Source organism: Rhodococcus sp. C-2, from assembly GCF_027854095.1.
Lineage (GTDB): Bacteria > Actinomycetota > Actinomycetes > Mycobacteriales > Mycobacteriaceae > Rhodococcus_F > Rhodococcus_F qingshengii.
The window spans coordinates 60,005-72,401 of record NZ_JAQGFI010000007.1 but is presented as its reverse complement, the minus strand read 5'-3'; the positions used below and the strand labels follow the sequence as shown (position 1 = coordinate 72,401).

General features: G+C 61.3%; 8 protein-coding genes and 1 tRNA gene. 7 read left to right on the top strand and 2 right to left on the bottom strand.

Features of this window, described 5'->3' with window-relative positions; genetic code table 11:
• Positions 1-65 precede the first annotated feature (65 nt).
• The 6 genes from PCS43_RS16445 to PCS43_RS16420 all read left to right on the top strand — a co-directional run bounded on the left by PCS43_RS16445 (position 66) and on the right by PCS43_RS16420 (position 8,042).
• A tRNA-Arg gene (locus tag PCS43_RS16445) sits at positions 66-141 on the top strand.
• A 118-nt stretch (positions 142-259) separates the two neighbouring features.
• On the top strand, positions 260-418 hold the full coding sequence (locus tag PCS43_RS16440; RefSeq protein WP_003945304.1) for a hypothetical protein: 159 nt from the start codon (positions 260-262) through the stop codon (positions 416-418).
• A gap of 1,728 nt (positions 419-2,146) precedes the next feature.
• The gene (locus PCS43_RS16435) at positions 2,147-6,736 is read left to right on the top strand and encodes a DUF5979 domain-containing protein (protein WP_209911629.1); all 4,590 of its coding nucleotides are present in this window, start codon (positions 2,147-2,149) and stop codon (positions 6,734-6,736) included.
• Positions 6,737-6,863: 127 nt separating this feature from the next.
• Complete coding sequence (locus PCS43_RS16430) at positions 6,864-7,007, top strand: hypothetical protein (RefSeq protein ID WP_003945342.1); 144 nt, start codon at positions 6,864-6,866, stop codon at positions 7,005-7,007.
• Between the two features lie 66 nt (positions 7,008-7,073).
• Positions 7,074-7,889 carry a class E sortase gene (locus tag PCS43_RS16425; protein WP_042923869.1) on the top strand — a complete coding sequence of 272 codons (816 nt, stop codon included), beginning with the start codon at positions 7,074-7,076 and terminating at the stop codon, positions 7,887-7,889.
• Positions 7,890-8,042, top strand: coding sequence for a hypothetical protein (locus PCS43_RS16420; RefSeq protein ID WP_003945315.1), 153 nt, complete (start codon positions 7,890-7,892; stop codon positions 8,040-8,042).
• Positions 8,043-8,253: 211 nt separating this feature from the next.
• On the opposite strand, the gene PCS43_RS16415 is transcribed toward PCS43_RS16420, so the two are convergent.
• On the bottom strand, positions 8,254-8,523 hold the full coding sequence (locus PCS43_RS16415) for a putative quinol monooxygenase (RefSeq protein WP_231917368.1): 270 nt from the start codon (positions 8,521-8,523) through the stop codon (positions 8,254-8,256).
• Between the two features lie 225 nt (positions 8,524-8,748).
• Between PCS43_RS16415 and PCS43_RS16410 the strand changes: the two genes are divergently transcribed.
• A complete protein-coding gene (locus PCS43_RS16410) occupies positions 8,749-10,926 on the top strand; it encodes a glutamine synthetase III family protein (RefSeq protein WP_003945365.1) in 2,178 nt (725 codons plus the stop codon).
• 83 nt (positions 10,927-11,009) lie between these two features.
• Here the strand turns inward: PCS43_RS16410 and PCS43_RS16405 are convergent, their stop codons facing one another.
• Positions 11,010-12,344, bottom strand: coding sequence for a DUF4185 domain-containing protein (locus PCS43_RS16405; protein WP_058227156.1), 1,335 nt, complete (start codon positions 12,342-12,344; stop codon positions 11,010-11,012).
• Positions 12,345-12,397: the final 53 nt, after the last annotated feature.

Below are 12,397 nucleotides of genomic sequence, written 5' to 3'. Positions count from 1 at the left end.
CGACAACGCGTCGGAGTTGGGCGGCGCGCGTCACATCCCGAACCCTCGAGTATGATGTTCCACGCGCCTCCGTAGCTCAGGGGATAGAGCAAGAGCCTTCTAATCTCTTGGTCGCAGGTTCGAATCCTGCCGGGGGCACCACAAGATTTGATTCACGGATAGTCACACTGCGTGGACGAGCGGCCACTGGGCAGAGCAGTCCGATACGGACCGAAACCTAGCCCACAAATTACGTGCCGTCCGCAGTAATCTGCCTCGCATGAAGAAGGCACTTCCGAAGACCCTGAAGTCACTCGCCCGGACCGTTGGAATCCTGGCACTCGCGATCGTCGTTGTATCCGTCGTCGAGCGGTTCACCGGCGCACACCAACCGACGACCGGTCCCGCGTCGTTGACCGGGCCCGACCAATCGTTGTAGCCCTTCCGTTGTGGCAAAGGTCGTCTGACGAAGTTCTGCGACGACGAGTCGGTAGGCAAGAGTCCACCAATGGCGGCTGAGTCGCGTGCAACACGCTGTGCGGAGCGGCCCGCGAGTGTCACAGAATCTCTGGGCTCCGGATCCCAAGGCGTAACAGCAACCGGGGCGGTCAAACCTTGCGGGCAGCCGTGGGTGTAGCGCCATTGACACAAGCTGCGTCAGAATGGTTGCGCGAGAACTTGATTCGAAGGTCCGATTTCGCGAAGTGTCCAGAGAGCTGCGAAAAGTACCGTCTGCGGGACCTCGCGGCCACTCGGTGCGGTTGCTCGGATGTGGCGACTGCGCACCGATCGAACCGGTCGCATCCACCGTCAGCAACTACTCAACGACCGTCACCGTTTGACTCCGGGGATCGAAAGCGCTTGAAAAGTAAGCCAGTTCATCGTGCCGAGCCGCGCGAGAACGACCTGAACTTGCGAGGTCTCGCGATCTTCGAAGAAGCCTCCGACGTGGCATTTTCCGAGATCCACACACATCCCAGGCAGTGCCTCATCCGTGCGCACAAGAGCGTCGCCCACAGTCGCTGCGACGCGTGATCAGCTGGACTGACGTAACCGTACCGAAGGCTTTCTACGAAAAGCTGGGCGATTCTTTGTCTCGAAATGCCATGTCGGCCCCCGAAGCATTATCGACAGTTAACTCAGGCCGGAATCCAATCTGCTAAGAAAAACGAATCTAATGTGACCCCTATCTCTGGATCATTTCAGAACAGGGGTTTCGATGACCCGCGACTGAATTCACCCCCTAATTCACCCTCCTCCTATACACAGAAAAATGATTTGCATTTATGTCGAGCGCGTGCGCACAGATAATTCGCTCCACACCTTGTCGTTCCGACAGCAAATAAGGGGCAGTGAACTGCATAAAGGCTCATTCGGTACAGCAGCGCCGACTCGGCTCGGCCGCTCACCGATTGTCGACAAGGGCAAAGGCAGGCATGCAAACGATGGTCGAGATCGAATTGTGATGAACCAGCCAGTTAACTTGAAAGAAATCAACGGAAGATAGATATACCCAGGTAAGCGCAGTTTTTCTTGCATGGACGCACGTCCATGGTGTGTCCAGCTATGCGATTTGCTCGTGTTAGATTCCTGATTGCGCATCGCCCGGTTTGCGCCTTCTGCGTTGTTTGCGCGGAATTTGCATCTTCTCGCGAACGGCCCCGCGCACATTTCTTTACGTTGTGCCAGAGAAAGGAATTTCATGAAAACCGTCACGGCAGCGAAGCACGTAGCACGAAGACTCCCCCTCGGAGCCATCGCACTGTTGCTTTTGCTATCCGGGATGGTGCTCATGCTCGAACTGCAATGAATCGCGCAGGAAAGATCCTCGGCCGCAGCCTTTAGTACCTCGTAGGTCGTCGCGTTAGGTAATACCGGCGGTCGATTTTTCTTGGAATTTCCTGGCCTACCCAGAGCCGGCCGTCGGTCTGCGCTGGCGCCAACCAGGTCCGACTACCAACTGTTCGGCTCCGCAATAGGTCGCCTGAGAATCACCAACGCTCGCAACCAGGCTCCAGAGCGGCTCAAAGGTCCCGTTTCCCTATTCGACGGCCCCGGAAACGGGGCCTAAATCATGTGTTCTGAACGAAAGGTGTTCGTCATGCGTAACCGTGTCTTCCCACGCCGTGCCGGGGAGGGGGTGGTGTCTCGGTGGGCAGCTTTGGGGATGATCGTTGCGGTCCTGGCGCTGGTCGTATCGTCGTTCTCTTTCGTCCAGGTTGCCTCGGCAGATGACGTCGGGACCTCGACCGCCACAGTTCCGACCACAACGAAGCCGCCCGCAACTACGACGGAGGCGCCACTGAAAACGACGGCGCCGCCTACTTCCACGTCGGAGTCACCCACTTCTGCGAAACCGCCGATCACGACGGCGTCCTCGTCGACGACTTCTGTGGCGGCGCAGCGACTGGCCGCACGCGGAGTCAATCCCGGCATCGATGTGAAAATCACCGACGTCCAGGTCGAAGGAAAGAACGACCAGCAGATCACGGTCGGGGACTCCGTCACGGTGAAGGGCATTTGGGACGCGTCAAGCGCGAGTCCGCAGCCGGGCGACCAGTTCACCATTGAATTCCCTGGCGAGCTGAAGCTTCAGTCCAACCCGACGATCGCGCTGGAGGGCGACGATGGGACGGTTTGGGGCACATGCGATCTGGCTGCTTCCACCAATCTCATGACCTGCGTGCTCTCCGACGCTGTGGCGGATCGGCCGGACGAGGTGAAGGGCGATTTCTTCGTCTACACGAAGGCAGTCGAGTACACCACGTCAGAGACTGTGGATTTCACGATCAACAACAAGGTCACGCAGGTCGACCTGCCCGGCACGGGCGGCATCACCGACGGCCGCGTAATCGGCGAGTCGACGAAGTCCGGCAAACTCCAGGACAACAAGCAGTCAGTGCGGTGGACCATCGACATCCCCGGCGCAGATCTGGCCAAGTTGGACACAGGCAACACCGGTTCGGTGACCCTGAGCGACGAGCTCTCCGACAACATGAAGGTGTGTGCGGGCAGCCTGCTCAACGCGAAGCTGTGGTCCGGGCGCCCGGGCGATCTCAAAGAGACCCCCGGCGGCGTCACCGTCACCCAACCCGACGCGGGTGATCAGGTCACCATCAACATCAACAACGGCGCGCCCTTCGAGGGCAACAAGCTCTACCGCATCGAGTACACCTCATGCACGACCAGCGGCGTGGTGGATCTCAAGGGGACTCAGTACACCAACTCCGTGACGATCGGTGACACCACGGTCGCTTCGGATGGCGTGGGACAGGACTACGCGCCGCAGACCGAGCCCTGGAAGGGCGGCTACCTCGACGGCGGCAAGCGCAATATGGAAGCCGTCTGGACGATTGTGGTCCCGGGCACCGACATTGCCGCCAACAACCACAAGATCGACATCACCGACACCTTCGGCGGCCCCCATGCGGTCTGTGCCTCGGGCGTGCAGGTAGTCATCGAGAAGTCTGACTACCTCCCAGGGCGGGAGAACGAACCCAACTACCGCACTCCTGCCGCAGGATTCACCATTGCTCCCATCGGCGCAGTAGCCGGCGCGAGTACCTTCACCGCGGCGATCACTGTGGATAACCCGGACACATTCAACGAAGAACAGTATTACTACCTCACGTACCGGACCTGCCTGACCACCACCGAGGTGCCAGACTCCGAGGACCATCTCACCAACTCGGCGGTCGTCAACAAGACGTCGATCACGGGAAAGACTGAGGGGCCTGGGTTCACGAGCGGCAAGAACGGCGCGATCAACACCACGTCGCAGACGATCGGCGGCGTTGAGCAGCCGGCAGGCACCACCCTCAATTGGACCGTGGAAATCTCAGGACACGATCTCGAGGGCCTTACGGAACCGGCGGTCATCAACGACAGGTTCTCACCGAACATGACGGTGTGTGAAATCGGCGGCGATCTCAAGAGCAACCTCAATCTCAAGGTCGTCGCGCAAGACTTCTTCGACGGCAACAAGAAACGCGATATAACCGACGCCACCTCGGTGGCGCGCGCCGACGGCGGTTTCGATCTCACCCTCCCTCGGGACGCGGACGGTTACAGCCGTCAGACGAAGTACCTCGTCAGCTACACCCTGTGCACCAGCAGCGGCGGACTGGACCAGCGCGACACGGAATACTCCAACACCCTCACCTATGCCGGCAAGCAGACGCTGTCGAAGAGCGTCAAGCAGGAATGGGGCGGCGGCGGCACCGGCCAAGGTGTGTCACGGGGCTCGTTCTCGCTTCTGAAGGAGATCGCTCCCTTCTCCGAGAAATTCCCCCAAGACACCGAGTTCACTGTGAAAGTCGAGGAGTTCGCCCCCGGGCAAGATCCAGCGACCGACGCCCCGGTGAGCTCCTACGAGATCAAGGTGAAGGCTGATGGGACACCCGTCAGTGGGATCAACCCCCGCGGAACCGGCTGGCAGATCCGCCTGTCCGAGATCAACCTCCCCACCGTTGACGGCGTGTACTTCGAGCGAGGAACGTTCCGCCCGTCAGAGGGCGTGACGCTCAACGGGGACCGCACCGAGGCGCTGGTGACCATCACGCCGAAGAGCAATGTCGGTGTCACACTGCTCAACAAAGCGAGCCTGGGATCGGCGAGGATCACCAAATCCGTCATCGGTGACGGAGCGCGCACGGGGCTCGAGGCTTTCGTCGTCAACGCAGAGATCGCCTTCGGTGACGACGCCGCCGGCAACGAGCTGCGTCAATTCACCCTGAAGGACGGTCAGCACTACGACCTGGGCAAATTGCCCATCGGAGCGAAAGTCACCTTCACCGAGGTCCAACCGACGAACACCGACCTCGTGACGTGGTCGCTGCCGGTGATCAGCCCGAAGACGCTCACCATCGGCACCGACGCGTCGGCGAACACGGTCTCCGTCACCAACGAGGCCACGATCACGCAAGGCACCTTCGAAGTGAGCAAAAAGCTCACGGGCCCGAAGGCGTCCGACAAGGCCGTACCGGCGAGCTTCGACGTGATTGCCACCTGGCTCGATACGGACGACAACCCGCAGAGCAAGACGCTGTCTCTTCCGTCCGACGGCACCCCGGTTCCGTTCGGCGAGAACCTGCCGGGCGGCACCGAAGTCACACTGACAGAGCTGGTTCCGGCAAACGGTGACGGTCTCGCCTATGGCGTGCCCGCATACTCCGGGAATGTCAGGATCAGTCCGGACAACGCAGCCGTGGTGACCATCGGCAAGGATCTGCGCAAGATCGAGGTGTCGAACTTCGTCGACGTCAACGACGGCACTCTGCGCATTGCAAAGCAGGTCGGCGGTGAGGCCGCCGAGGCCGTCGGCGACGACGTGGAGTTCACGGTCGAGGCGCGTTGGCGCGACGGTGTGGAGTACCGCACCCAGGTGCTGAGCGTCAAGCAGGGACAGACCACACCGCTCGGCGTCGACCTCCCTGTCGGCACCGAGGTGACCTTCACCGAGACCGGCCGTCCCGATGTCGACGGAGTCGAGTGGGGCACGATCTCCTGGGGCACCAGCCCGGAAGGCGAATCGTGGCTGCACTCGAACCTCGACGGCACCGCGACGGGCATAGTCTCCGACGACCCGACCGACGGTCGGCTGATCACGCTGTCGAACGAGGCGCTGTGGAAATTCGGATCGGTCGAATTCACGAAGTTCATCCTCGACGCTGACGGCAAGCCCGTCCGCGCACCCGAGGCCGACCTGCCTGACAGCGCGACGTTCGAGGTCCGTATCGACGGGATCGATCCGGCACTCCCCGCTGGAACTGATTTCCCGGCAGTGGGCCAGACCATCACCCTCGATGCCGCAAACGACTGGAGCTGGACGTCCGACGAGGTTGTGCCGCGGAACACCGTGATCACCTTCTCCGAGGTCGACCCCAAGCCACTGGCCGGTATCGACTGGGCGCGGCCGTACTACTACGTCTCCGCGGATGCCGGTGACGCCGATTACCGCGACACCGTCAAGGCGGTGGCCGGTGAGAAGGCTGTGGTGGAGATCCACAACCGCCCGATCCCGACCACCGAGGTGGATATCGACAAGATCGTGACCGGCCCCAAGGGCAGCCAGGTGGCCAAGGACGGATCCACGATCTTCCAGGTCACGGCTACGTGGACGGACATCGACAATGAGGCGCGGTCTTGTGTTCTCGATGTCAAGCCGGGCGCTTCGGTCACTCCGACCGCCCAGTGCGACGCAGCCGTCATCGACGGCCGGGTCCAGTTCCCGCTGAACACCGACATCACTTTCACAGAAACCGGTGCTCACACCGACGTCACCAACGTCAAGTGGGGTGACGTGATCTGGGGCGTCAAGGAAGGCAAGGCGGATGTCTCGAAGATCGACGGCGAACCGACCGCAACTTCCGTCAAGCTCACCGGCGAAGCAAACAAGTCGGTGGTCCTGGGACTCGAGAACAAAACCAGCAGCAATGGGCTGATCATCATCCCGATCCCGATCCCGCTGCCGCCGTGGGAAATCCCGACATGGCCGGGCTCTGAAGTACCCGGAGGATCAGGCACTGACGTGTCGACTCCCGGCAACAACGCTCCCGGCAATAACGGTGGTGGACACAACGGTGCTCCGGGCACACCTGCTCCGGGAAATCCTGCTCAGGCCAAACCGGACCAGTCATCGTCCCTGCCGGTAACCGGCGCGAACGTCATCTGGCTCGCCGGTCTAGCGCTGGCACTGATCGGCGGTGGCGCATGGCTCACCCTGCGTAACCGCAAGCGTGCACCCGGCCAGGAGTAACTCCCAACCAGAAATACCGAAACAGGGCGGGTGCGACATACACCTGGTCGCACCCGCCCTGTTTCACCGTCACGACGTATCTATCTCGCGGCCGCCGCCGCGGCCCACCCCTCGAAGGAGAAACACCATGTCATTCCTCCCGTTCCCGATCGTCATCGAAGGCATCGAGACCACTGGTTCTGCCGCGATCGACGGCCTCGGTCGCCTGTCCGTACTCCTTTACGATCTCCTCGGCGGTACCGGAAGCGCCACGATCAACGCGGGCAGCTAGTTCGATACGGCACCAATTCGACCCATCAGCTAGCTCGGTAGATCTGTGAAGAGGAGACCCCGGTCCGTGAGCGATACCGAAGTTCCAGGGCGTCGTCGGCCGGGCGCAGGCCAGGTAATCGGCGAACTGCTCCTCACGGCCGGGGTCGTCATCCTGCTGTTCGTCATCTATGAGGCGTTCTGGACCAATATCGTCTCAGGGCGGCTGCAGGACGAGCTCAACAACAGTCTGGAGGAATCCTGGGCCGAAGTCCCCGAAGCCTCAGGAGCGATCGATGGTCAGCCGGTGTCCCCGCTGATCCCTGTGCTCGGCGAGGGATTCGCGCGCGTGCATTTCCCCACACTCGGCGCCGCGTACGCAATCGTCGAGGGCACACGCAACGAGGACCTGCGGGCCGGCCCCGGCCACTACCCGGACTCGCAGATGCCCGGCGAAGCCGGAAACTTCGCGCTCGCCGGGCACCGCAATGGTTCCGGCGCAGTCTTCCAACACCTGGATCGACTCGATGCATGCGATGCCGTCGTCGTGGAGACCGAGTTCCAATGGATGACGTACCGGTTGCTCCCACTCGACCAGGCCTCGCCCGAACGTCGCGCTGCGGCGAAAGCCTGCTTGAATCCCGAGCAAGCCGATCGTGTTTCCGAAGGCGACTACGTCCATCTCCTCGGGCGGCGCATCACCGTGCCCGGGGATGTTGCGGTCGTCAACCCGCTGCCCGGAAGCCCTTGGGCCGAGCCCGACGCCACGCTGGAAAGTATGTTGACACTGACCACGTGCCATCCGCTCTACTCGAACAGCGAACGCTTGATCGTCCACGCGGTTCTCGTCGAAACAATCTCGAAGACTTCGGGCACCATTCCCGCGGCATTCCAGGAGCAATGAATGTACGGATACCTCTGGGGAGCGCTCCCCGGCCCCCGACCAGTGAAGGCCCTGCTGGCGATCGTTCTCGTGGTCGCGGTGGTGCTGCTACTCATGGAATTCGTATTTCCTTGGGTGTCAGAGCATATGCCCTACTCCGACGTCACCGTATAGAGCGCCCGTGCAGGTCGGCCGACACCTGCACAAAGCCCGGCTGGAGCCCGAAGGTGCTGTCCTACATCGGACTCGACGGATCTACGATGATTCTGGCGTGTCGATGCAAACCAGTTTCCGCGTGTGTCGGAACGGGTCGCCTAGTTGACGCTCGGGGCTCTCCGGAATGGTTGTTCGACGCCTGAGCGAGCACTGAAACCTGACACCGCCGCTACAGAACCTTCGTGAAGATCTGCGCCGGCGCTGCCGTCTCGAGCTTGGCCAGCGCCTCAACCAACCTGACGAAGTGCTCGGTATGGGTATGAGCGTCGAGGTGCTCCTGCGATTCCCATTCTTCCGCCAACACGAGCTCGCAGGGATTGTCGGTGCGCTGCAGTAACTCGTAGTTGATGCAGCCGACCTCTTTTCGGGTCTCGGTGACAAGTTCGTCGTACAACCGAAGCACTTCCGCGAGATCGCCCTGCTCCACTGTGGTTGGCACCAAAACCCTGATCACAAAGACTCTCCGATTCGTCTGACCCGCGTTGACCCCTCCGCTCGAATTCTGCCGTAGACCTCCGACAGATCGACATTTCCGTTGTGACTCGAAGTTTGCGGACAGGCGCAATATCTACGAAACACCCCCGATACCGGAGGTTCGTAGGGTTTGCCGAAGTCGGGCTCGCAATCAGCAGCGCAGCCCTGGGCCCGGGCGAGGGGTAAGCACATGAGTGGAAATGCAGTTCGCTTGCAAGCGATCAAGGACGTCGAGGCCTATACACCTCCGGTGGTCAGCTTCACGACCGACGAGACACCCGGAGAGGTGTTCGGAGCCAACGTCTTCAACAAGGTGGTCATGCAGAAGCGACTGCCCAAGCTTGTCTACAAATCGGTGATGGCGACGATCGAGCAAGGCAAACCGCTCGATCCCATGGTCGCCGACGCGGTCGCATCCGCGATGAAGGACTGGGCGTTGGAGAAGGGCGCAACCCACTACGCCCACGTCTTCTATCCGCTTACCGGGTTGACCGCCGAGAAGCACGACAGCTTCCTCGAGCCGGTCGGCGACGGCAGTGCACTGGCGGAGTTCGCCGGCAAGACCTTGATCCAAGGTGAACCCGACGCTTCGAGTTTCCCGAACGGCGGGCTGCGCAACACGTTCGAGGCTCGCGGATACACCGGCTGGGATGTCACGAGCCCGGCCTACGTTCTCGAAAACCCCAACGGCAACACACTGTGTATCCCGACCGTGTTCGTTTCGATGACCGGCGAAGCGCTCGACCACAAGACTCCCCTGCTGCGTTCACAACAGGCGATGGGTTTCCATGCCGAACGAATCCTTAAGTTGTTCGGCCATACCGATCCCGAGCACATCGTGTCGTTCTGCGGACCCGAGCAGGAGTACTTCCTGATCGATCGACACTTCTTCCTCGCCCGCCCCGACCTCCTCAACGCCGGCCGAACACTCTTCGGCGCAAAGCCGCCCAAGGGCCAGGAGTTCGACGACCACTACTTCGGGGCGATCCCGGAACGTGTGCTCGGATTCATGATGGACACCGAGCGGGAACTTTTCAAACTCGGTATCCCCGCCAAGACGCGGCACAACGAGGTTGCGCCCGGCCAGTTCGAAATCGCGCCGATGTTCGAGCGAGGCAACATCGCCGCGGACCACCAGCAGTTGCTGATGACCACTTTCAAGACAATCGCCAAGAAGCACGGCATGGAATGTCTGTTCCACGAGAAGCCGTTCGACGGTGTCAACGGCTCCGGCAAGCACGTCAACTTCTCGCTGGGCAACTCCGAACTCGGCAGTTTGCTTGTCCCCGGCGACAATCCGCATGACAATGCCCAGTTCCTCGTATTCTGCGCCGCAGTCATCCGGGCCGTCCACAAATACGCGGGCCTCCTGCGCGCGTCGGTCGCATCGGCAACCAACGATCACCGCCTCGGCGCCAACGAGGCTCCCCCGGCCATCATTTCGATCTTCCTCGGCGATCAACTGGCCGACGTCTTCGAGCAGATCGCCAAGGGCGCCGCGACATCGTCGAAGGACAAGGGCACCATGATGATCGGCGCCGATACCCTTCCCGTCCTACCGACCGACCCGGGCGATCGCAACCGTACGAGCCCATTTGCCTTCACCGGCAACCGTTTCGAGTTCCGCGCGCCAGGATCGCTGCAAACAGTCAACGGCCCGATGGTCACCATCAACACGATCATGGCCGAGGCCTTGGACTACATGGCCACCGAACTTGAGGCCGCGGTCGCCGACGGCGCCGATTTCGACACCGCCGTCCAGAATCTGCTCACCGAGATCATCACCAACCACGGTGCGGTTGTCTTCAACGGCGACGGTTACTCGGAGAACTGGCAGATCGAGGCCGAGTCTCGCGGCCTGCCGAACCTTCGCACGACGCTGGACGCCCTTCCTGAACTGATCACCGAATCCTCGATGGAACTCTTCGAGAAGTACAAGGTCTTCAACCACCGGGAGATGCACAGCCGCTACGAGGTCGGACTCGAACAGTACGCACTGAGCATCGGCGTCGAGGCACGCCTGGCCGCCGAAATCGGTACGACGCTGATCCTTCCGGCCGCAGTGCGCCACCAGACGGAAGTTGCGCAGAACTTCGTCGCACTGAAGTCTGCCGGCCTCGAACCGGATTCAGCACCGCTCGAAGAAGTGTCGGCGCCCGTTGCGGCTCTGCGCACAGCGCTCGCGGCCCTGCGCGCAGCAATCGACACCGACGCCGGCGAGTCGCCATTCGATCAGGCCAAGCACGCACAGGACGCACTCCTGCCCGCCATGGCAGAGGTACGTGCAGCGGCCGACTTCCTCGAAACCATCGTCGCCGACGATCACTGGCCACTCCCGACGTATCAGGAAATGCTCTTCATTCTCTGAGCATCACCCGAATATCACTACCCACAGAACTATGGCCTGCAACTCGATCGAGTTGCAGGCCATAGTTGTCGAATCTTGCTCGGCTAGCGGTCTTCCGGCATCGTGACTTCGAGGACGCGAGCCTCACCGGTGGTCGCGGGGTCAGGACGATCGCGCGAATCCGACGACGCCATCTGGAGTCCGTTCAAATCGGTCCGCATGTAGATGACGTTGTAACGGTCCCACGTGGTGGCGACGAATTCGAGGAACTGTCCGCTCGCCCACGGGTGCATGAATCCGCCGTACAACGCGGGCAACGTGATTCCACTCAACAGGGTCTGCGTACCACTCCACGGCCCTTGCGGTTGGTCGGCCTGACGGATCACCAGGTTGCCCTCGGCACTGGTGTACATGGCAACGAACTTGTTCAGGTAGTCGTTCCACTGCACTGCGAGTTCACTGACCGGTGCCTTGATGACCTGAACGGCATCGGTATCTCGCGGACTCCAACCGGAGCCGTCCCAGTATTCGTAGGCACCGAGATTTCTGATGTCGGCGCCGGCCACTCGCGCCAGGATCGCCTTACCGAAACGACCTGAGGGAGTTCCGTATTCGTAAATGTAGCCGTCCCGACCGTCGAGGAAGGCGCTCTGCTGGAAGTTGGAATTGATCGGCGATACTGCCGGAATCCCCGGAATGCCAAGTCCTTCGGTATTGGCGCGAACTGTCGCCGGATCGAGTTCCCAGTTCTCACCGTTGTCCGTGGAGAAAGCCAGAGCCGAGTAGTTGGTGGTCCAGGCTCCGGGTTCGTCCCACGACCGAACGGACATGAATCTGATGTACTGCACACCACCGTGAGAGATTCCAGCGGTCGGGATGGTGGTGAACTCACCCGGAATGCCGAATCCCGGAATGATCTCCTTGGAATGATTGGGGCCGTCCAAAGGAGAACTGTCGATCTTCATCCCGTCGGCAATGGCGGTGTCGTTGCTGCGGAACAATACGTTGCTGCGCCAGTCGTCACCCGGGGTGTCGCAGTCGCCCACCGTGTCGCCGAATGCCATCAGCACGTCGTGATCCGGCCCCGAAAGACCGTTGTCCCACATGATTCCGAGGTCGGTACCCGACACGTTGAACCGCTCGATGGTGTTGTTGGGACTGCCTGGGCCAGTGACCATTTCGATCGCCTTGGTCCGGCCGGTCAGCACCGGCAGAGCACCGTTGGGGGCGCCGGTAATCCACGGCAACGCGTTGGCGAGGGAGCCGGTACCGGCGGAACCACTGCCAAGTGATCCGGTCAGCGAGCCGAGCGAACCCGTCATCGATCCGGCGGAACCACTTCCTCCCGACCCACACGGTCCGCCGATCGCCGACGCAGACGGTGCTGCGGCAATCGTCGCGGCAATCGTGACGACGCCTATCGACAACATCGCCGACATGGAGTGTTTTTTACGCACGTGCAGCCCCTCTGATCATTTCGACTCCCGTTCGG

Excerpts from the sequence above, each read along its gene's own strand:
- PCS43_RS16405 (WP_058227156.1), bottom strand. The coding sequence starts at position 12,344 with ATGTCGGCGATGTTGTCGATAGGCGTCGTCACGATTGCCGCGACGATT.
- PCS43_RS16410 (WP_003945365.1), top strand. The coding sequence starts at position 8,749 with ATGAGTGGAAATGCAGTTCGCTTGCAAGCGATCAAGGACGTCGAGGCC.
- PCS43_RS16440 (WP_003945304.1), top strand. The coding sequence starts at position 260 with ATGAAGAAGGCACTTCCGAAGACCCTGAAGTCACTCGCCCGGACCGTT.
- PCS43_RS16420 (WP_003945315.1), top strand. The coding sequence starts at position 7,890 with ATGTACGGATACCTCTGGGGAGCGCTCCCCGGCCCCCGACCAGTGAAG.
- PCS43_RS16430 (WP_003945342.1), top strand. The coding sequence starts at position 6,864 with ATGTCATTCCTCCCGTTCCCGATCGTCATCGAAGGCATCGAGACCACT.
- PCS43_RS16435 (WP_209911629.1), top strand. The coding sequence starts at position 2,147 with ATGATCGTTGCGGTCCTGGCGCTGGTCGTATCGTCGTTCTCTTTCGTC.